Genomic DNA, 20,547 nt, shown 5'->3' with positions numbered 1-20,547 from the left:
TTGAGCGCACTTTAGCACGGCTGTAGAGTGACTCGGCGCCACTCATCAGTCGCCCATTCCAAGCTTTGCGTCAGGTTGGGTGTGATACCGTCGGCGCTTTCTTTCAAGCCCAGAAACGCCATTGCCAAGCGCAAATTGTCCATGGCTTGCTTGTTGTCTAAGGCAGATGCCCCGGTTTGTTTGGACAGTTTGTCGCCATCGGCCCCACGGATCAAAGCGTGGTGCAGATAATGCGGTGTCGGTAGACCCAGGCATTGCTGCAGATAAATCTGCCGCGGTGTCGACAACAACAGATCATGCCCGCGAACTACATGGGTAATGCCCTGCCAAGCATCATCCACCACCACCGCGAGTTGGTAGGCCATTAATCCATCGGCGCGGCGCAGCACAAAATCGCCCACCTCATCGGCCAGAGACTGCTGACACAAGCCCTGCTGACGATCGATAAAGCTGATGCAGGCATCGCCCACCTTGAGACGAAGGGTACGACCCCCGTCATCGCCGTTTAGTCCTTGGCGGCAGGTGCCCGGGTAGATGGGCCCTTCAGGCCCATGGCGGCTGGCGGCAGAGGCGATGTCGGCGCGGCTACAGCCGCAGGCAAAGAGAGTATTTTGCTGTTTCAGCTGCTGCAAGGCCTCTTGGTAGGCCACTTGGCGGCTGCTTTGATAAAGTGGCCCTTCATCCCACTGCAAACCATGCGCGTGCAGTGAATCTAAAATAGCCTCAACAGCTCCGGCTTGTTCGCGCGGCGGATCGAGGTCTTCGATGCGTACCAGCCAAGCGCCCTTGTGGGCGCGGGCATCTAAAAAAGAGGCTAGCGCTGAGATCAGCGAACCCAAGTGCAGGGGCCCAGTCGGGGAGGGGGCGAATCGACCTCGATAACGCCCCTGCTTAAGCACAGTGGCCTGGCCTAGGCCATCTGTTTTTCTTTGATTTCCTGCAGTGTTTTGCAATCGATGCACAAGGTTGCTGTGGGCCGTGCTTCCAAGCGACGAATGCCGATTTCCACGCCGCAAGCTTCACAATAGCCATAGTCGCCATTGTCGATATCGGAGAGTGCCTCATCAATCTTGCGGATCAACTTACGTTCGCGGTCCCGAGTGCGAAGCTCTAGGCTGAACTCTTCTTCCTGAGTGGCGCGATCGGCGGGGTCAGCGAAATTCGCCGCATCTTCTTTCATGTGACCGACCGTGCGATCCACTTCTTCCATCAGCTCTTGTTTCCAGGCCTGCAAGATAGCGCGAAAATGGGCTTTCTGGTCGTTGTTCATGTATTCCTCGCCAGCGGCCGCCTCATAGGGCGCAATGCCTCCCTTGGCATCGACTGACTGAGTGGATTTTCCTGACGTTTTTTTGGCTGCAGCCATTGCTGAGCACTCCCTGATGAAACAAGCTGCGTTTGATACCAGAGAATCGGTGGTGGTGCAAGTTGACGCAGCTGCAGCACTCACGTCAAATGCGCCTATTTTCTCGATGAGTGCGCGTGATGACGGCGTTAAAAGCCTTGATTTGGGATGTCGATGGAACGCTTGCGGACACCGAGCGCGATGGCCATCGCGTGGCGTTTAATGCCGCCTTTGAAGAGTTTGGCTTGGATTGGCATTGGTCGGTAGAACTGTATGGCGAATTGCTGGCAGTAACCGGTGGCAAAGAGCGCATGCGCCATTATGTGGGCCAGCACGCAATCAACAAGCCCGATGCCGAGCTTAATGAACTCATCCCGCGCCTGCATGCCCGTAAAACCGAGCATTTCGTACGCCGCTTAGAAGATGGCGAGATTGGCTTGCGCCCCGGAGTAGAGCGCATTTTGGCTCAGGCAAGGCAGGAAGGCGTGCGCCTAGCCATTGCCACCACCACAACGCCTGCCAATGTCGAGGCGCTGCTTAAGGCGACTTTGGGCGCTGAGTCTTTGGCTTGGTTCGAGGTGATTGCGGCGGGTGATATCGTGCCTGCTAAAAAGCCGGCGCCCGATATCTATCACTATGCTCTGGCGCAATTGGCGTTGCCCGCCTCTTCATGCTTGGCCCTGGAAGACTCGGCTCAGGGTGTGCGCGCGGCGCGCGGGGCGAATCTGCCGACAGTTGTGACCGTGAGCCAATACACTCGGGGGGATGACTTTGCCGATGCTCTGGTGGTTTTGGATCAGTTTGGCGAGACAGCGGCGCCGTGTCGTATTTTGCAAAGCCAAGTTCCAGTCGCCGCGCCAGCCGACGGCTGTGTGGATTTGGCCTGGTTGCACAGTCTCATCGGATCGGCCAAATCGGCCCAAGCCTAGGATTTCACCTCACAGCGAATCTCGCCCTCAGCCAAGCGCGCGGTGAGCATCTCACCCGTTTGCACTTGCGATGGGCTGCGAATGGCCTCGCCTTGAGCATTTTGCACGATGCTATAACCACGACTTAGAGTGGCCAGTGGGCTGACCATCTGCAGCTGCTGCGCGAGGTGAGCAACCCGATCCTGATTCTTTTCAAAACGCCGCTGCCATGCCAGCTGCAAGCGCTGATCCCAGTCATCCAAGCGCTGACTGCGCTCAGCCAATTGCCGCTGCGGGTGCTGTTGGCGCAGCTGGCGGTTCAGGGAATCCAGCATTTGCTGACGTTGATTGAGTTGGGTGCGCATGCGCTCCAACAGCAAGCCTTTCTGACGTGTTAGCACGACCTGAAGAGAGACCGCATCCGGACTGACCAACTCAGCGGCTGCCGAAGGGGTCGGGGCGCGCAGATCTGCCGCAAAATCCGCGATGGTCACGTCGGTCTCATGACCCACAGCGCTGATGACCGGTAGCGCGCAGGCGCGAATCGCTCGGGCCACGCTTTCTTCGTTAAAAGCCCACAAATCCTCTAAGGATCCGCCACCGCGGGCGACGATCACCACATCACAGCCACCTTGACGACCTGCCTGATCCAGCGCCCGGACAATGGCCGGTGCCGCCTCGGCGCCTTGAACCGGCACCGGGAACAGCAAAATGGGCAGCGCAGGAAAGCGGCGCTTGAGCACCGAAACAATATCGCGAATCACTGCCCCGGAGGGTGAAGTGATGACACCAATGCGTCGCGGCAGGCGGGGGATGGGGCGTTTAAGCGCTGGGTCAAAAAGCCCCTCACCCTCCAAGCGTTTGCGCAGAGCATCAAAAGCCCGGCGCAATGCGCCATCGCCCGCTTCTTCCACATGGTCGACGATGAGTTGGTAGTCGCCGCGCGCGGAATACAGGCTGACCTTGGCGCGGGCCAGAACTTGCATGCCATCTTGAGGACGAAAACCCAAGCGCTGCGCTGCGCTGCGAAATAACGCACAGCGAACCTGCGCCTGAGCGTCTTTTAATGAGAAATACAGGTGGCCCGAGGCCGGGCGCGCCAGATTGGATATCTCGCCTTCGACCCAAATGCGCGGAAAAGCGCCCTCGATCATGCGCTGCACGCTTTGGTTCAGTCCGGAGACGCTGAATACTTCTTCGGGTTTGGGCATGGGTTCGCAGTCTCCCGCATTCACCCGGAACTGACAAGCGGTTTACCGCTATCCCCTCGAACCCGTATAATTGATCGATTAACCCGCTATTTTCCGAGTTTGCCATGCGTATCGTCCAGGAAGCCCTTACCTTCGACGACGTCCTGCTCATTCCCGCGCACTCCGCGGTACTGCCTAAGGAAGTCGCCCTGACCACACGCCTAACGCGCGGCATTGAGCTGAACATCCCCTTGTTATCCGCTGCCATGGATACGGTCACCGAAGCACCTCTGGCGATTGCTATCGCTCAAGAAGGCGGCATCGGCATCATTCACAAAAACATGAGCATCGAAGACCAAGCGCAACAAGTGCGATTGGTGAAAAAGTACGAAAGTGGGGTGATTGTGGACCCCATCACCGTGCCCCCAGAGACCAGTATTCGTGAAGTCTTGGCCATCACCCGCGCCAACAATATCTCCGGCGTGCCGGTCGTGCAGGGCGCGGATCTCGTGGGCATTGTCACCAGTCGCGATCTGCGTTTCGAAACCCGCATGGAGGCTCCGGTATCGCAGATCATGACGCCCAAAGAACGCTTGGTCACTGTGCGCGAGGGAGCCAGCGCCGACGAAGTGCAACAATTATTGCATCAACACCGCATTGAGAAAGTGTTGGTGGTGAATGATCAATTCCATCTGCGCGGCATGATTACTGTAAAAGACATCCAAAAGTCTTCCGACTTCCCCCATGCTTGTAAAGACTCCCGTGAGCGTCTGCGTGTTGGCGCTGCGCTTGGCGTTGGTGAGGGGACTGAAGAGCGCTGTGCGGCGTTGGTAGAAGCGGGCGTGGATGTGGTGATCGTCGATACGGCTCACGGTCATTCTCAAGGCGTATTGGATCGCGTCGCCTGGGTGAAAAAACATTTTCCAGAGTTGCAAGTGGTCGGCGGTAATATCGCCACAGCGGAAGCTGCCAAAGCCCTAGTGAAAGTGGGCGCCGATGCCGTGAAGGTAGGTATTGGTCCCGGTTCCATTTGCACCACACGGATTGTTGCCGGCGTGGGTGTCCCCCAGGTAACCGCGATTTATGATGTAGCGCAGGCCTTGAAAGGAACGGATGTGCCCGTGATTGCCGATGGCGGCGTGCGTTTCTCGGGTGACTTTGCAAAGGCGCTGGCAGCTGGAGCTCACTGCGTCATGCTCGGCAGCCTATTTGCCGGTACCGAAGAGGCCCCTGGCGAGGTCGAGCTGTATCAGGGTCGGTCCTACAAGACCTACCGGGGTATGGGTTCTTTGGGCGCCATGCAACAGGGTTCTTCGGACCGCTACTTCCAAGACATCGAGACCAGCGGTGCGGTCGATAAGCTCGTGCCTGAGGGCATTGAGGGGCGTGTGCCGTATAAAGGCTCCATCGTCGCTATCATTCATCAGCTCGTGGGTGGGCTGCGCTCTTCCATGGGTTATGTGGGTTGTCGCACCATCGAAGAGATGCGCACCAAACCGGGCTTTGTTCGGGTAACGGCAGCAGGCATGCGCGAGAGTCATGTGCATGATGTGGCCATTACCAAGGAAGCGCCCAACTACCGCATGGATTAAGCCTATGTCTGCTGATATTCATGCTGACCGCATCCTGATTATTGATTTTGGGTCGCAATACACCCAGCTGATAGCCCGCCGCGTGCGTGAAGCCGGCGTTTTTTGCGAAATCCATCCCTGGGACATCAGTGGCGCAGACATGCAGGCGTTTGCTCCGTCTGGAGTGATCCTCTCCGGCGGTCCTGAATCCGTCACCACCGGAACACCGCCGCGTATCGATGATCGGGTGTTTCAATTGGGCGTTCCGGTTCTGGGGATTTGTTATGGCATGCAGACCATGGCGGCGCAGCTCGGTGGTCAGGTCGAAACCTCGGACCATCAGGAATTCGGCTATGCCGAGGTACGCGCCCGCGGTCATACCCAACTGCTCAAAGACATCGAAGATCGCACCACGCCAGAGGGTTACGGCATGTTGGATGTTTGGATGTCGCATGGGGACCGCGTCAGCGAACTCCCATCAGGGTTTAAGCTCATGGCTTCCACCGAATCAGCGCCGATTGCCGGTATGGCCGATGAGGATCGACGTTTTTATGGGGTTCAGTTTCATCCCGAAGTGACCCACACCGTTCAAGGCCAGCGTGTTCTTGAGCGCTTTGTGCATGGCATTTGTGGCTGCGGCGACCTCTGGACGCCGGGCAACATCATCGATGAACTCATCGATAGCGTGCGCCGGCAGGTGGGCTCGGACCATGTGGTTTTGGGACTCTCAGGTGGTGTGGACTCCTCGGTTGTTGGGGCATTGCTGCACCGTGCGATTGGCGATCAACTGACCTGTGTGTTTGTGGATACCGGATTGCTGCGGCATCAAGAAGGCGATCAGGTGATGGCGACTTTTGCTCGCCATATGGGCGTTAGAGTGATTCGTATTGATGCCGAGCAGCGCTTTCTCGAGGCGCTAAAAGGGATCGATGACCCCGAACAAAAACGCAAAATCATCGGCGGTTTGTTCATCGATGTGTTCGATGAGGAGGCCAGCAAACTCAGTAACGCACGTTGGTTGGCCCAAGGGACGATTTATCCCGACGTGATTGAGTCTGCCGGCTCAAAGACCGGCAAGGCGCATGTGATTAAATCGCACCATAATGTCGGCGGCCTGCCCGAAACCATGAAGCTCGGCCTGGTCGAGCCGCTGCGCGAATTGTTCAAAGATGAAGTTCGGCGTATTGGCGTTGAGCTAGGTCTGCCGCGAGAAATGGTTTATCGCCATCCCTTCCCGGGCCCCGGTCTGGGGGTGCGCATTCTCGGTGAGGTGAAAAAAGAGTACGCCGATTTATTGCGTAAAGCTGACCACATCTTCATCGAAGAGCTCAGAAAGCATGATCTCTATGATAAGACCAGTCAGGCCTTTGCGGTGTTCTTGCCGGTCAAGTCAGTGGGCGTGATGGGCGATGGTCGTCGCTATGACTATGTGGTGGCCTTACGGGCGGTGGAAACCATCGACTTTATGACCGCGCGCTGGGCGCATCTGCCTTATGATTTTCTCGACCACGTATCACGGCGCATCATCAACGAAGTGCGCGGCATCTCCCGCGTCACCTACGACATCTCCGGAAAACCCCCCGCCACTATTGAGTGGGAGTAACCCTAATCGTGGTGGATAGGGTGGGGTATAGCCCTTGGATGAGGCGGTATGACTGAGCGAGATACGGATTGGATGCGCTTGGCACTGGCGCAGGCAGATTTGGCTGCCAAGGCCGGTGAAGTACCGGTGGGTGCGGTGATCGTGCGGGATGGCGAGTTGATCGCTCAGGGGTATAATCAGCCGATTGGTTGTCATGACCCCAGTGCCCATGCCGAGATCGTGGCCATGCGGGCGGCTGGTCAGGTGCTGGGCAATTATCGCCTCAATGACTGCGCCCTATATGTCACCCTAGAGCCATGCCCCATGTGTATTGCAGCCATGGTGCATGCGCGGATTGCGCGTTTGGTTTTTGGCGCAAGCGACCCAAAAACAGGGGCTGTAGGCGGTGCGGCGGACCTACTGAATCTTTCGGTCTACAACCACAAAATAGCCGTGACATCCGGCATTGTGGCCGATGACTGCAGTGAGATGTTGCGCCGCTTTTTTCGCGAACGTCGCTGAGCAACCTCAGTAGGGTATCTGCCAATACAAAGTGAGCACTTCGACGCCGGGGTTGTCGCTGCTCAGGCTGGCATTGGATAGGTGGCTGATGGCAAAAGCCACGCGGCTGAGGTTATCAAATTGATAAGCCAGCTCAAGCTGCGAGCGAAACTCGATAACATGCCCGAGACGAAGTGCACTGCGGCCCCGATCATAAAGGCCGACTCCGAGGCTGGGTACTAAATACCAACGATTACCGATGGGGTAATCGAACAATAATCCACCACCGCCCCAGACCGTCTCGTCGCTGGTCACTTCCAGACCCACCCAGGGGGTCAGTAGGTCAAATAGCATAGGCTCGCTGAGTCTATACTCCACACGAAAATCAGCCGCGCTATCCACTGTATTGATCACGTCATATTGGCCGACGCCGAAACTCAGTCGAGAAATGTCCGCAAATGATGTGGCTGGAAAAATGACGAAAGAGAACAGAAGACCGCTTAGGGCTATCCTTAGAAATTTATTTTTCACGAGTTTTCCCTTGTTTTGTCGGATACTTTATAAACTCTTATAGGCCACGAGGGAAGATGTCCATGATTTGCAGACTGGAGGGCATTCGTCCCAGCTCGCCACCAGCTGCCAGCCAATTCAGCACATCATAGAAAGCGCGGATGTTCTGCACATATTGCACAGGCTCCCAGCCGCGCGCGTAGCCAAAGCGGGTTTGACTGTGCCACTCCGGCCGAGACAAAAGGGGCAGATATTCCATAACGTCCAGCCAACGATCCGGATCTTTTCCCTGCCTTTGGGTAATGGCTCGAGCATCGTGCAGGTGACCCATGCCGATGTTGTAAGCGGCCAAAGCCATCCAAGTGCGATCTGGTTCCTGAATGCGCTCGGGGAGGCGGTCTCGCAAGTTGATGAGATATTGGGTGCCACCAAACACCGAGGCGCGTGGATCGAGGCGATCCTCAACCCCCAATTCACCGGCGGTTGCCAGAGTCAGCATCATCAAGCCTCGAACGCCGGTGCGCGAGACAGCATTGGGGTTCCAATGAGATTCTTGATAGCTGATGGCAGCCAGTAGGCGCCAATCCAAGTCATATTGACGGGCCGCTTCGCGAAACAAAGGCTCAAACGTGGGCAAACTCTCACGTGCCTCCCGTAAAAATCGGATCATACCCGCCTGATCGATCACATCTAAATGACCGAAATAGCGTTCTAACATCTGCTCCAATAAGCCGGTGGATTTTAAGTACACAAAAAAGGCCTCAGCTTCGTTGAACAGGCTCAAATCGGTGGTTTTGGGGAATGCCCAAGCCAATGATTTCGGCTCAGTGAGATCCAAAGCTGCGCGCAGGCCGGGGTAAAAGCGCTGCGTCGCACTCAGTTCAATCGAATCAACAATCGTGGCTTCGATATTGCCTTCCCAGACGCGGCGCAAAAGCTCTTCCGGATCAGCGCGAGGAATCTCTTCCCAGGTGATAAAGGGATGCATCTCTTGAAGCAAGCGTAAGGTTTCAATATGGGCTGTACCGGAGACCACCACAATCTGTCGATCGGCGAGATCCTCAATGGTCCTAATGCGCCCGGTTTCGCTGGGGCGATGGATTAACTGTTCGGTGATTTGCAGATAGCTGGGGCCAAAACGCAGATACGCTTCACGCTCGGGCGTGATGGTGATGCCGGCAGCGGCGAGGTGAACCTTGCCGCGCGCCGTGCGGTTCAAGATGGCATCAAAGCGACCTGGCACCACGATTTTAAGATCGACATCCAACCAGTCAGCAAAGGCCTTGGCCATCTCATATTCAAACCCAGTGGCCCCTTCCGGCGACGGCAAATAGGTCGTGTTGCCGATTCGCATGGCCACGACTAATTCACCGCGGTTTTGAGCCTGCTGCAGGGTATTGCCCGGATTGGCGGTGACAAACAGCAGGGTGACCACCACCAACAACACCAAGGCAATTACCTCGGCTCTTTGTAATCGCGTCAAGTGGGGATGTGGTATCCGCATAGCGCTGTCACCAGAAAGAACACTCGTCTATACTACCCGACCGCTTGCAAGAAAAAACTGGAGAGGTGCCGGAGCGGTTGAACGGGACGGTCTCGAAAACCGTTAAGGGGGCAACTCCTTCGAGGGTTCGAATCCCTCCCTCTCCGCCAAATACAAATGGGGTCGTACCCCATCTCTGGATGGGGTACGACCCCATTGGTGTGTTGGTGATATGCGAACCCGAGTCAAAATCTGTGGTATCACTCGACCGAACGATGGGGTGGTGGCTGCTGAGGCGGGCTGCGATGCCATCGGCCTAGTGTTCTGGGGCGGCAGTCAGCGCTGTGTTAGCCTACAACAAGCTGAGGCCATTATCGCTGCCTTGCCGCCCATGGTGACGCGGGTTGCGTTATTCGTGGATCCCAGCGAAGCTGAGGTAGAGGCGGCATTGGCGGCATTGCCCATCGACTTATTACAGTTTCATGGCCGCGAGTCGGCTGAGTTTTGTGCCCGCTTTCAGCATGACTACATCAAGGCGATTGCCATGGGTGATGCCCAAAGTCCCGAGCAGCAAATGCAAAAGCACGGCAAAGCCAAGGGCTTTTTATTGGACAGCCATGCCAGCGGCGCCGCCGGCGGCAGCGGCAAGACCTTTGACTGGTCGCGCTGGCCCGGTCTTAAAGACCGCACTTTGCTGCTGGCGGGTGGACTTGACGCTACGAATGTGGCACAAGCAATCAAGCAAACCCGGCCCTATGCGGTAGATGTCAGTAGTGGCGTTGAAACTTCGCCGGGTATTAAGGATCCCAAACGTATTCAGGAATTTCTCAACGAGGTCAGCCGTGTCGACAGTCATTAAGTCTGAACAGGTCACCGACTGGAGTGCTTTCCCCGATACTCGGGGGCACTTCGGACCCTATGGCGGGCGTTTCGTCTCGGAAACGCTGATGGAGCCTTTGGTCGAACTGGAAGAGGCCTATCATAAATACATGAAGGATCCCGAGTTCCTGCGCGAACTGGATCTGGATCTGGCCCGTTACGTCGGACGTCCCAGCCCGCTTTATCATGCCGAGCGCATGAGTCGCGAGATCGGCGGTGCGCAGATTTATCTCAAGCGCGAAGACCTAAACCACACCGGCGCCCACAAGGTGAACAACACCATTGGCCAGGCGCTGCTCGCCAAACGCATGGGCAAGACGCGCATCATCGCCGAAACCGGTGCCGGTCAACATGGCGTGGCCACAGCCACGGTGGCGGCGCGCTTAGGCTTGGAATGCGTCGTATTCATGGGCGCTGAGGATATTCAGCGTCAAGCGCCGAATGTGTTTCGCATGCGCTTGCTGGGCGCGGAAGTGGTTGCCGTGAAATCCGGCTCGCAAACGCTGAAGGATGCGCTGAATGAGGCCATGCGTGACTGGGTGAGCTTTGTGGATAATACCTTCTATATTATCGGTACGGTGGCTGGTCCCCATCCATACCCCGCCATGGTGCGCGATTTTCAGGCCGTGATCGGACGTGAAGCGCGCCAGCAGTATTTGGATGACCACGGTTGTCTCCCCGATGCTCTGGTTGCCTGCGTGGGCGGTGGCTCCAATGCTATCGGTCTGTTTCACCCCTTCCTCGATGATGAGAGCGTGGCTTTGTATGGCGTCGAGGCCGCAGGCGACGGCATCGATACCGGCCGCCATTCCGCGCCACTGAACGCGGGCAAGCCCGGGGTGTTGCATGGCAACCGTACGTATTTAATGGAAGATGCTGATGGCCAGATCATCGAGACCCACTCGGTGTCCGCCGGTTTAGACTACCCGGGGGTCGGTCCAGAGCATGCTTGGCTGAAAGATATGGGGCGAGCCCACTATGTCTCGGTGACGGATGACGAGGCTATGAAGGCTTTCCATCACCTGACCCGTACCGAAGGCATTATTCCTGCCCTAGAAACCAGTCATGCCGTGGCCTATGCCATGAAGCTGGCCGCCGAGATGCGCCCGGATCAGGGCATCATCATCAATCTCTCCGGACGCGGTGACAAAGACATCAATACCGTGGCCCGTATCGAGGGGATTACGCTGTGAGTCGCATTGCTCAATGTTTTACCCGCCTAAAACAAGAAGGCCGCAAGGCTCTGATTCCTTATGTTACTGCCGGCGATCCTATGCCGGAAAACACCGTGCCTTTGATGCATGCGATGGTGGAGGCTGGCGCTGACATCATTGAACTGGGGATACCATTTTCTGATCCCATGGCTGATGGTCCGGTGATTCAACAAGCCTGTGAACGTGCTTTGAAGCACCACGTCAGCCTGCGTCAGGTGATCGACATGGTGGCAGAGTTTCGCCAAAGCAATCAGCATACGCCGGTGGTCCTCATGGGTTACCTCAATCCTGTCGAGATCATGGGCTATGGTGAATTCGCCAAAAAAGCCAGTGCGGCGGGTGTCGATGGTCTGCTGACCGTGGATCTGCCCCCAGAGGAGAGCGATGAGCTCAGTGAGCTGCTCAAGCCTCAGGGTATCGATATGATCTTCTTGTTGGCGCCGACAAGTGATGCTGGTCGTATGCAGCGCATCTCGGCACGTGCTTCTGGATTTATCTATTACGTCTCGCTTAAGGGCGTGACCGGGGCTGCTAGCTTGGACGTGGAGTCGGTGGCCACAAAACTCCAACAGATTCGCCAACACACCAGCCTGCCCTTAGGTGTGGGCTTTGGTATCGGCGATGCCGATGCCGCAGCTGCGGTGGCCGCGGTGGCGGATGCCGTGGTGGTCGGAAGTGCGCTGGTCAAACAAATCGCGGCGCACAGCGAAAACCCGGAGCAGGGTAGAGCTGCCGTTAGTGGTATCCTGCGCGAGATGCGCAGTGCCATGGATGCTTTGCAAGCCGCCTGAGTCGGTACTGCTGGATTGGATAATGGCTGTGGATGATCGCCCATGAGTTGGTTTGAAAAACTGGTTCCCTCTCGCATTCGCACAGACGCCGCCCGCAAAAGAGCGGTCCCCGAGGGTCTCTGGATGCGTTGTGACAGCTGCTCGGCCACCCTGTATCGGCCGGAGATGGAGCGCAGCTTGGATGTTTGTCCGAAATGTGGATTTCATACCCGCTTATCTGCGCGCCGTCGTTTAGAAACCTTTTTAGACGAGGCGGGGCGTGAGGAAATCGGCGCTCAGGTCGAGCCGGTCGACATTCTCAAATTCCGCGATAGTAAGCGTTACAAAGACCGCCTTAGCGCGGCGCAAAAAACCACCGGTGAGAAAGATGCCTTAGTCGCCATGCGCGGCACATTGCATGATATCCCGGTGGTGGTGTGTGCGTTTAATTTCAACTTCATGGGCGGTTCCATGGGGTCAGTGGTCGGCCAACGTTTTGTGCTGGCCGTCGAAGCAGCCATTGCTGAGCGCCGCGCGCTGGTATGTTTTTCTGCCTCTGGTGGTGCGCGCATGCAAGAGGCCTTGTTCTCACTCATGCAAATGGCCAAAACCGGTGCTGCTCTTGGGCGTTTGCGCGAAGCGCGGTTGCCCTTTATCTCGGTGCTGACTGACCCGACCATGGGGGGCGTATCGGCCAGTTTGGCCATGCTCGGGGATGTGAATATTGCCGAGCCTGGCGCGCTGATTGGTTTTGCCGGTCCGCGGGTGATTCAGCAAACCGTGCGTGAGACCTTGCCCGAGGGCTTTCAGCGCGCTGAGTTTTTGCTGGAGCACGGCGCGATTGACATGATTATTCCTCGTCAAGAACTGCGCGATCGCATCGCCGGTTTGTTATCGCTATTGATGCGGCGAGAGGCTTCAGTGCTCCCGTCGTATTCGATGTCGCCGGCCGAGATGGATGACGATCAGGACAGGGAACCTGAGACCTTGGAGGTCGAAGTTCTACCGCCCGATGCCCATGATACGAATGAGCAAGGCACTCGCCAATAGAGCTTTCTGCCATGTCTCAAGGACGTGCCAAGACGCTGCAACAATGGCTGGAGTGGCTAGAGCAGGCGCACCGCAAACCTATTGATCTGGGCCTGGAGCGCGTCGCCGTGGTCGCGCAGCGTTTGTCCTTGATTCCTGCCGTCGCGCCGGTCATCACCGTGGGTGGCACCAACGGCAAAGGCTCTACGGTGGCATTTCTAGAGGCCATGGCGATTGCCGCGGGCTATCGTATGGGCGCCTATACCTCGCCGCATTTGCTGCACTTTAATGAGCGCATCCGCATCCAAGGCGAGTCCATAGACGACGCTGCAATCATCGCTGCCTTCGCAGCGATTGATGAGGCGCGTGCTGAGACCAGTCTGAGCTATTTTGAATTCGCTACGCTGGCGGCTTTGTGGTTGTTTCGCCGTGAGGAGGTGGATTTAATCTTACTGGAAGTGGGCTTGGGCGGGCGCTTGGATGCCGTGAATATCCTGGATGCGAATGTGTCCGTAGTCGTCTCAGTGGATTTGGATCATCAGGAATGGCTGGGTCCTGATCGCGAGAGCATTGCCCATGAAAAAGCCGGCATCTATCGCTCCGATCGTCCGGCTCTTTGTGGCGATCGCCAGCCGCCAAAGCGTTTGCAAGATCATGCCCAAGCCATCGGCAGTCAGTGGCTTTGTCTGGGTCAAGACTTTGACTGGCGATCGTCCGCGTCCAATGTCGCAGCCAATGCCTCGGTTCATCCTCAAGCCAATACCCCTGATGATGCCCAAAGTGGCACCGAGGCTTGGGATTACCTCGGGTGTGAGGGTCTGACTATCCCGAACCTACCGCCTCCCGCGCTGTTGGGCGCCTACCAAAAAGACAATGCCAGCTTGGCCATTACGGCCCTGCTCAAGGCTCGTTTGCCGCGCCCGGTGACGGCTGAGCATTTTGCAAAGGGGTTGATCAGCGCTCGGGTTTCGGGCCGTATGCAGGTGTTGTCTGGTGGCCCGTGTCCGATTCTGCTCGACGTTGGCCATAACCCCCATGCCGCCCGAGCACTGGCGGGCTATGTGCAGTCGCATCCGCCTCAAGGGCGGTGTTTAGGGGTTTTCGGTGTGATGGCCGATAAGGATTTAGCCGGTATCGTCACGCCGCTGCTTCCTTGCATGGATCAGTGGTTTGTCAGTCAGTCAGATTTGCCGCGTGCTCTAGATGCCCAAAGTTTGGCCGAGCAACTCAAGCAATCGGGCGCGAAGCAGGTGCATGCCGCCGCTTCGTTAGCACAGGCCATGGACCAGGCCTGTGTTGTGGCTAGGCCCGAGGATCTGATTGTTGCTTTTGGATCCTTTCATACCGTTGCCGATATTCTCTCTCAGGAACGTTTTAGTGACCTTGGGGCTTGCACCCCAAGCGAAAACTAGCGGATCATTTCGTCGTGGATGAATCCTTAAAACAGCGATTATTGGGAGCGGCCGTTTTGGTGGCGCTGGCGGTGATTTTTCTGCCTGTGCTTTTGGATGGCGCCGGCCGCGAGGCGCATTTAGACATGCAGCGCATGTTGCCCGCCGAACCGGTGTTTGAGCGACCAGAAGTGCGGCCCAGCAACCCGCCAGCCACGGCGAGCACTCCCGCAACACCCGCCCCAACTGATAGCGCAGCATCCAGCTCCACGGCCACTAGCGAATCAGCCGCCACCGCGTCAGTTGAGGCCGCTCGCCCAGCGCCGCGGGCGGAATTGCGCGCCGTGCCTCTGGATGCGCCTGTAGGGGAGGGCTTTGTGGTTCAAGTCGGCAGTTTTTCACGTGAGGACAATGCCCGCAGTGAGGCGGAGCGCCTAATACAAGCCGGTTTTAATGCCTTTGTGGAGCGCAGCCAAGCCGATGGTAATGCAGTTTATCGGGTCAAGGTCGGTCCCGAGGCCGAGCGCCGCGGCGCCGAGCGGGTGCAGGCCCGGCTGCAGTCACGAGCCGGTGTATCCGGGATTATCGTCGCTCACCCCTGAGATTTGTTAAACTAAACCCCCACTTTTTTTGATGGCACAGACATGCTTTGGATTGACATAGTCATCCTCGTGGTGATTGCCCTCTCGGCACTCATCAGCCTGTTCCGCGGATTCGTCAAAGAAGCGGTCTCCTTGGCGACGTGGGTCATCGCCTTCGTGGTGGCTTTTCGCTACGGCGAACTGGTTAGTACCTTTATCCCTTGGGATGTCGGGAACCCGGAGATTGGACTAGGGATCGCGTATGTGGCTACTTTTGTTGGTGTGCTCATTGCTGGCATGCTGATCAATATGCTTCTCGGCATGCTCATCAAACGCACAGGAATCTCTGGAACCGATCGCTCCATTGGCGTGGTATTTGGATTGGTGCGCGGCTACGTACTGGTCGCTTTGCTGGTGCTTTTGGCCGGAGTCACGGTACTGCCCCAACAATCGGCATGGCAAGAAAGTCGTTTATTGCCACATTTTGTCGTTGCCGCGCTTTGGATCAAGGAATTCCTCCCCGAAGAACTGGCAGCCAATGTGCAATTCGGGGACACTGGGTCACCCGTGATTCAACCGGAGGAGTAATAGGCCCCTATGTGTGGCATTGTAGGCATTGTAGGTTGCACCCCCGTCAATCAGGCGCTTTATGATGCACTGTTGATGCTTCAACATCGTGGTCAGGACGCCGCAGGTATTGTTACCTGTGATATGGATGGCCATCTGCATTTGCGCAAAGACAATGGTCTGGTGCGCGATGTGTTCCATGAACAGCACATGCGTAATCTCACCGGGCACATGGGCATTGGCCATGTGCGCTATCCGACTGCCGGCAGTTCATCCTCAGCCGAAGCCCAGCCGTTTTATGTCAACTCCCCTTATGGCATCACTCTGGGCCACAACGGCAATTTAACCAACGCTACGGATCTCAAGCGCGAGTTGTTCTTACAAGATCGCCGCCATATTAATACCGAATCCGATTCTGAAATCCTGCTCAACATCCTGGCGCAGGAAATGTCGCCGCAAGATGGTCTGTATCTGACGCCTGAGGACGTGTTTAATGCGGTGAGTGGCGTGCATCACCGCTGTCAGGGCGCGTATGCCGTGGTCGCCATGATCACCGGCCATGGCGTTTTGGGTTTCCGCGATCCGCTGGGGATTCGTCCGGTAATTTTCGGTCAGCGCGAAACCCCGGAAGGCACGGAAACTATGGTGGCCTCGGAGAGTGTGGCTTTGGATACCTTGGGCTTTGAGTTGGTGCGCGATCTGGCGCCAGGAGAAGCCATTTATATCGAGGCCAGCGGGCGCGTGCACACCCGCCAGTGTGCTGAAAATCCCGTGCTCTCGCCCTGTATCTTTGAATACGTCTATTTCTCCCGTCCCGACTCAGTAATTGATGATGTATTCGTGCATCGGGCCCGCATGCGCATGGGAACGCGTCTGGGGAAAAAGATTTTGCGCGAATGGCCCGACCATGACATCGACGTCATTATTCCCATCCCGGATACCGGTCGGACCGTGGCCATTGAGATGGCCCATGAGATGAACCTTAAGTACCGCGAAGGTTTTATTAAAAACCGCTACATTGGCCGCACCTTTATTATGCCTGGCCAGACGCAGCGGCGGCGCTCCGTGCGTCAGAAACTCAATGCCATCGGTCTGGAATTCAAAGGCAAGAATGTCATGCTGGTGGACGATTCCATTGTTCGCGGCACTACCTCACGTGAGATCGTCATGATGGCGCGCGAGTCCGGCGCGAAGAAGGTGTATTTTGCTTCCGCTGCGCCGCCGGTGCGCTATCCCAATGTCTACGGCATCGATATGCCGGCTGCCAGTGAGCTCATCGCGCATGGTCGCAGCGCTGAAGAAGTCTGTCAGGCCATCGCCGCTGACCGGCTGATTTATCAGGACTTGGAGGATTTGGTCGGCGCCGTGCGCAAAGGTAACCCGCGCTTGGAGCAATTTGATTGTTCGGTGTTCACTGGCGAGTACATCTCACAGGTAACTCCGGATTATCTCTCGCATCTGGAACAACGGCGTAACGACTTGGCCAAGAACCGGCCGGAACGCGCCTACGCCAACCTCGACTTGTTCAATAATGCCTGAACAGCCGGATCTAGCGGCGCGTATTAACATTGCTGAACAACGCCTGGATCTGCTTGCGGCTGACGGCAGTGTGCAGCGAAGCTTTCCGGTATCCACCTCCCGCTATGGCACCGGTAACCGAGATGGCAGCCAACAGACCCCATTGGGGCTGCACCGAATATGTGCTCGATTTGGCGATGGCGAACCCATCGGTCGAGTGTTTCGCGCTCGCAAGCCCACCGATGAGTGTGTTGAGCCAGTGACGCGGGTCTTAGAACAGGAGGGGGGTGATGCCGACTACATCACCACGCGCATTCTTTGGCTTGAGGGCTTAGAAGAGGGCGTGAATCGGGGTCCGGGAATCGACTCCCGCGAGCGATATATCTACATTCACGGCACCCACCGCGAGGACCTATTGGGCCAACCGGCCTCCATTGGCTGCATTCGCATTGCGAACACGGCAGTGATTGAACTCTATGCTGCGCTGCCCGAGAATGCCGTCATTCTGATTGAATGAAACGGCAAAAAGGACGGATTAATGACCCAATATGTTGAGCAGGGCCGCTTGAAGGTGGCCGAGGCGTTGTATCGCTTTATTAATGAAGAAGCCATTCCCGGCACCGGGGTTAGCCCGCAAGATTTCTGGGCGGGCATGGAAAGCATTGTCCTGGAGTTGGCGCCGGTGAACCGCGCGCTGCTGGAAAAGCGTGACGCCCTGCAAGCCAAAATTGATGACTGGCACCGCCAGAATCCCGGTCCGGTCACCGAGTTAGAGCCTTATAAAGCATTTTTGCAGGACATCGGCTATCTGCAGCCTGAAGGCGATGATTTTTCTGTGAGCACCGCCAATGTCGATGACGAAATCGCCGTGCAGGCCGGTCCGCAGTTGGTGGTGCCGGTGATGAATGCGCGTTACGCGCTGAACGCCGTCAATGCACGTTGGGGCAGCCTTTATGATGCTTTGTATGGCACGGATGCGATTGCCGATAGCGATGGTTGCGAGCGTGGCAGCGGCTTCAATGCCAAGCGCGCCGCCAAGGTGGTGGAATATGCGCGTCAGTTCCTCGATGAGTCTGCGCCGCTGGCCACCGGTAGCCATGTGGGCAGTACTAGCTACGCAGTAGTCAATGGCGCTTTGCACGTGACCACAGCCGATGGTCAAGCCGTGGCTTTGGCGAATCCCGCGCAGTTCCTCGGCTATCAAGGCGATGCACAAAATCCCAGCGCTGTGCTGCTGGAGAAAAACGGTATGCGCTTGGAGCTGCAGTTCGACTCGACTTCAGCCATCGGCAAAACCGACAGCGCTGGCATCAAAGACGTTCTCATGGAAGCGGCTTTGACCACCATTATGGACTGCGAAGACTCGGTCGCTGCAGTTGACGCCGACGACAAAGTACTGGTGTACCGCAACTGGTTGGGCCTGATGAAAGGCACGCTCACCGCGCGTTTCCAGAAAGGGGGTCAGACCCTAGATCGTGCCATGCACGAAGACCGAGAATATCAAGCGCCCAATGGCGGCAGCCTGACCATCCCCGGTCGCTCACTGATGTTTATTCGTAATGTGGGGCATCTGATGACCATCAATGCCGTGCTCAATGATCAGGGCAATGAAATCCCTGAGGGCATTCTCGATGGTCTGTGCACCGCGTTGATCGCCTTGCATGATCTCAAGGGCAACAACGCGAAGAAGAACTCGCGCACCGGCTCCATGTATATCGTTAAACCGAAGATGCATGGTCCCGAGGAAGTCGCCTTCACCAATACCTTGTTCGGTCGCATCGAGGATGTGTTGGGCATGCAGCGCCACACACTGAAAGTGGGTGTGATGGACGAAGAGCGTCGCACCACCGTCAACCTCAAGTCCTGTATTCGCGCCGTCAAGGAACGCATTGTCTTCATCAATACCGGCTTCTTAGATCGTACCGGTGATGAGATGCACACCTCCATGGAAGCGGGTCCGATGATGCGCAAAGCGGCGATGAAGACATCTCGCTGGCTGACTGCCTATGAAGACTGGAACGTGGATGTCGGTCTGGCTTGCGGCCTCAAAGGCCATGCGCAGATTGGTAAGGGCATGTGGGCCATGCCGGATCTGATGGCCGGTATGCTGGAGCAGAAAATCGCCCATCCCAAGGCTGGCGCGAACACCGCCTGGGTGCCGTCGCCGACAGCAGCGACTTTGCATGCCATGCACTACCACAAAGTCAGCGTGGCAGAGGTTCAGGCCGGTTTGGCCGGTAAGCGCCGCGCCAAGCTCGATGACCTTTTGGCCATTCCCGTGGATCCCGATGCCGCTTGGAGTGCGGAGGAGATTCAGCAGGAGCTCGATAATAATGCTCAGGGCATTCTGGGCTATGTGGTGCGCTGGGTGGACCAGGGTATCGGTTGCTCCAAGGTGCCGGACATCAATAATGTCGGTTTGATGGAAGACCGCGCCACGTTGCGTATCTCCAGTCAGCATATTGCCAACTGGCTGCATCATGGGATTTGCACCCGCGAGCAGGTCATGGAGACCATGAAGCGCATGGCCAAAGTGGTGGATGGCCAAAACGCTGGCGACCCGGCTTACAAGCCCATGGCTGATAACTTCGACGCCTCTGTGGCTTTCGCCGCCTCATGCGAGCTCGTCTTCGAGGGCCGGGTGCAGCCCAACGGCTACACCGAGCCGGTCCTGCACCGCCGCCGCCTCGAGTACAAAGCCTAAAAAACGGGGTATAAAAAATGGGGACAGACCCCTTTTTTCAAAATGAAAAAAGGGGTCTGTCCCCATTTTTTGCTAACCATGCCGTTCCCAGAAAGCGGCTGGGGTGATCACTGGATATTGGTCGGATAAGACCAGTAAATCTTTGTCGCCGGTGATCAAGTAATCGATGCTCTGCTGCTCCACCGCCGCTAGAAGGGTTCCCAAGATGGGGCCGTCATTTTTGTCACGTAGGTTTGGGTCATCGACAGGCAATGGCTGCAAAACCTCAGCTTGAATCGAGAGGATGTCCACCAGATCATCGATTTCGGCGGCTGAGAGACCATGTTGGGCATGCAATCGTGGTAACACACGCCTCAGTTCATCAAGAATGAATGTCGATAGAATCACTTCAAGTGAGCCATGACGCCAGGCAGAGACGATTTTGCCGGGTAGGCTATGCGGATAAGCCACGCCAGAGAGCAGAATGTTGGTGTCCAACACCACACGCAGTGCGGCGCTCATTAGTCACGACCCGAGGGTTCACCCCGCTCACGGCGATCATCAGCAATGGCGGCGTCAATCGCAGCCAGTCCTTCATTCTCTGGGATATGAGCGAACCCGGATTCCAGCCGCTGACACAGACTGTCGAAGCGATTTTGCATGCGTCTGATGCGCTCAAATAGTTGGGCATCAATCAAGACGGCTACGGGCTTTCCGTCCTTATTGATGACAACGCTATCGTGGCGGTACTGCACTTGATTGAGCATTTCGCCAAGCTTATGGCGGAAATTCACTGCGCTCGTCTCAGAAATCATGACCTCACCT

21 protein-coding genes and 1 tRNA gene are annotated in these 20,547 nt (G+C 56.7%); 15 read left to right on the top strand and 7 right to left on the bottom strand.

The window, feature by feature from the left end; genetic code table 11:
• Window positions 1-11: 11 nt before the first annotated feature.
• Both gluQRS and dksA read right to left on the bottom strand, forming a co-directional pair.
• On the bottom strand, window positions 12-899 hold the full coding sequence (gene gluQRS / locus CKX93_RS01415; protein WP_076754576.1) for a tRNA glutamyl-Q(34) synthetase GluQRS: 888 nt from the start codon (window positions 897-899) through the stop codon (window positions 12-14).
• A gap of 11 nt (window positions 900-910) precedes the next feature.
• Window positions 911-1,366, bottom strand: a complete 456-nt coding sequence (dksA, locus tag CKX93_RS01410) for an RNA polymerase-binding protein DksA (protein WP_076754574.1) — start codon at window positions 1,364-1,366, stop codon at window positions 911-913.
• A 119-nt stretch (window positions 1,367-1,485) separates the two neighbouring features.
• Between dksA and CKX93_RS01405 the strand changes: the two genes are divergently transcribed.
• The gene (locus tag CKX93_RS01405) at window positions 1,486-2,274 is read left to right on the top strand and encodes an HAD family hydrolase (RefSeq protein WP_076754573.1); all 789 of its coding nucleotides are present in this window, start codon (window positions 1,486-1,488) and stop codon (window positions 2,272-2,274) included.
• On the opposite strand, the gene xseA is transcribed toward CKX93_RS01405, so the two are convergent.
• On the bottom strand, window positions 2,271-3,464 hold the full coding sequence (xseA, locus tag CKX93_RS01400) for an exodeoxyribonuclease VII large subunit (protein WP_076754571.1): 1,194 nt from the start codon (window positions 3,462-3,464) through the stop codon (window positions 2,271-2,273). The two genes, CKX93_RS01405 and xseA, sit on opposite strands and share 4 nt — an antisense overlap.
• Before the next feature lie 104 nt (window positions 3,465-3,568).
• On the opposite strand from xseA, the gene guaB reads away from it, so the two are divergent.
• From guaB to tadA, 3 genes are read left to right on the top strand one after another with little or no spacing between them, the layout of a single operon-like run.
• Complete coding sequence (guaB, locus tag CKX93_RS01395) at window positions 3,569-5,035, top strand: IMP dehydrogenase (protein ID WP_076754570.1); 1,467 nt, start codon at window positions 3,569-3,571, stop codon at window positions 5,033-5,035.
• Between the two features lie 4 nt (window positions 5,036-5,039).
• The gene (gene guaA / locus CKX93_RS01390) at window positions 5,040-6,617 is read left to right on the top strand and encodes a glutamine-hydrolyzing GMP synthase (RefSeq protein ID WP_076754568.1); all 1,578 of its coding nucleotides are present in this window, start codon (window positions 5,040-5,042) and stop codon (window positions 6,615-6,617) included.
• Window positions 6,618-6,665: 48 nt separating this feature from the next.
• Window positions 6,666-7,118: a tRNA adenosine(34) deaminase TadA gene (gene tadA / locus CKX93_RS01385; protein WP_076754567.1), complete on the top strand. Its 453-nt coding sequence runs from the start codon at window positions 6,666-6,668 to the stop codon at window positions 7,116-7,118.
• 6 nt (window positions 7,119-7,124) lie between these two features.
• On the opposite strand, the gene CKX93_RS01380 is transcribed toward tadA, so the two are convergent.
• A complete protein-coding gene (locus tag CKX93_RS01380) occupies window positions 7,125-7,628 on the bottom strand; it encodes an acyloxyacyl hydrolase (protein ID WP_076754565.1) in 504 nt (167 codons plus the stop codon).
• A gap of 37 nt (window positions 7,629-7,665) precedes the next feature.
• Window positions 7,666-9,090 (bottom strand): membrane-bound lytic murein transglycosylase MltF, encoded by a 1,425-nt coding sequence (mltF, locus tag CKX93_RS01375; protein WP_234982771.1) that lies wholly within the window; start codon window positions 9,088-9,090, stop codon window positions 7,666-7,668.
• A gap of 80 nt (window positions 9,091-9,170) precedes the next feature.
• On the opposite strand from mltF, the gene CKX93_RS01370 reads away from it, so the two are divergent.
• The 11 genes from CKX93_RS01370 (at window position 9,171) to CKX93_RS01320 (ending at window position 19,743) form a co-directional block, all read left to right on the top strand.
• Window positions 9,171-9,260: transfer RNA gene (locus CKX93_RS01370), tRNA-Ser, on the top strand.
• A 62-nt stretch (window positions 9,261-9,322) separates the two neighbouring features.
• Window positions 9,323-9,949, top strand: a complete 627-nt coding sequence (locus CKX93_RS01365; protein ID WP_076754562.1) for a phosphoribosylanthranilate isomerase — start codon at window positions 9,323-9,325, stop codon at window positions 9,947-9,949.
• Window positions 9,933-11,162, top strand: a complete 1,230-nt coding sequence (trpB, locus tag CKX93_RS01360; RefSeq protein ID WP_234982770.1) for a tryptophan synthase subunit beta — start codon at window positions 9,933-9,935, stop codon at window positions 11,160-11,162. The genes CKX93_RS01365 and trpB overlap by 17 nt, the downstream gene beginning before the upstream one ends.
• Window positions 11,159-11,974 carry a tryptophan synthase subunit alpha gene (gene trpA, locus CKX93_RS01355; RefSeq protein ID WP_076754560.1) on the top strand — a complete coding sequence of 272 codons (816 nt, stop codon included), beginning with the start codon at window positions 11,159-11,161 and terminating at the stop codon, window positions 11,972-11,974. Before trpB ends, trpA begins: the two co-directional genes overlap by 4 nt.
• Before the next feature lie 42 nt (window positions 11,975-12,016).
• Window positions 12,017-13,003 (top strand): acetyl-CoA carboxylase, carboxyltransferase subunit beta, encoded by a 987-nt coding sequence (accD, locus tag CKX93_RS01350; protein ID WP_076754558.1) that lies wholly within the window; start codon window positions 12,017-12,019, stop codon window positions 13,001-13,003.
• Window positions 13,004-13,014: 11 nt separating this feature from the next.
• Window positions 13,015-14,394, top strand: a complete 1,380-nt coding sequence (gene folC, locus CKX93_RS01345; protein WP_076754556.1) for a bifunctional tetrahydrofolate synthase/dihydrofolate synthase — start codon at window positions 13,015-13,017, stop codon at window positions 14,392-14,394.
• A gap of 14 nt (window positions 14,395-14,408) precedes the next feature.
• A complete protein-coding gene (locus tag CKX93_RS01340; protein ID WP_076754554.1) occupies window positions 14,409-14,975 on the top strand; it encodes an SPOR domain-containing protein in 567 nt (188 codons plus the stop codon).
• 42 nt (window positions 14,976-15,017) lie between these two features.
• On the top strand, window positions 15,018-15,542 hold the full coding sequence (locus CKX93_RS01335; RefSeq protein ID WP_076754552.1) for a CvpA family protein: 525 nt from the start codon (window positions 15,018-15,020) through the stop codon (window positions 15,540-15,542).
• A 9-nt stretch (window positions 15,543-15,551) separates the two neighbouring features.
• Window positions 15,552-17,060 (top strand): amidophosphoribosyltransferase, encoded by a 1,509-nt coding sequence (gene purF, locus CKX93_RS01330; RefSeq protein WP_076754550.1) that lies wholly within the window; start codon window positions 15,552-15,554, stop codon window positions 17,058-17,060.
• Entirely contained in the window at window positions 17,053-17,556 is a 504-nt protein-coding gene (locus tag CKX93_RS01325) for a L,D-transpeptidase (RefSeq protein ID WP_076754548.1), read from the top strand. The genes purF and CKX93_RS01325 overlap by 8 nt, the downstream gene beginning before the upstream one ends.
• Before the next feature lie 21 nt (window positions 17,557-17,577).
• On the top strand, window positions 17,578-19,743 hold the full coding sequence (locus tag CKX93_RS01320) for a malate synthase G (RefSeq protein WP_076754546.1): 2,166 nt from the start codon (window positions 17,578-17,580) through the stop codon (window positions 19,741-19,743).
• Window positions 19,744-19,815: 72 nt separating this feature from the next.
• Here the strand turns inward: CKX93_RS01320 and CKX93_RS01315 are convergent, their stop codons facing one another.
• Window positions 19,816-20,244, bottom strand: coding sequence for a putative toxin-antitoxin system toxin component, PIN family (locus tag CKX93_RS01315; protein ID WP_076754544.1), 429 nt, complete (start codon window positions 20,242-20,244; stop codon window positions 19,816-19,818).
• Window positions 20,244-20,537: a type II toxin-antitoxin system Phd/YefM family antitoxin gene (locus CKX93_RS01310; protein WP_076755203.1), complete on the bottom strand. Its 294-nt coding sequence runs from the start codon at window positions 20,535-20,537 to the stop codon at window positions 20,244-20,246. The genes CKX93_RS01315 and CKX93_RS01310 overlap by 1 nt, the downstream gene beginning before the upstream one ends.
• Window positions 20,538-20,547 lie beyond the last annotated feature (10 nt).

The organism is Ectothiorhodosinus mongolicus, from assembly GCF_022406875.1.
Taxonomy (GTDB): Bacteria; Pseudomonadota; Gammaproteobacteria; order Ectothiorhodospirales; family Ectothiorhodospiraceae; genus Ectothiorhodospira; species Ectothiorhodospira mongolica.
The sequence above is the reverse complement of the archived record's forward strand: the minus strand, read 5'-3'. Positions and strand labels throughout refer to the sequence as shown.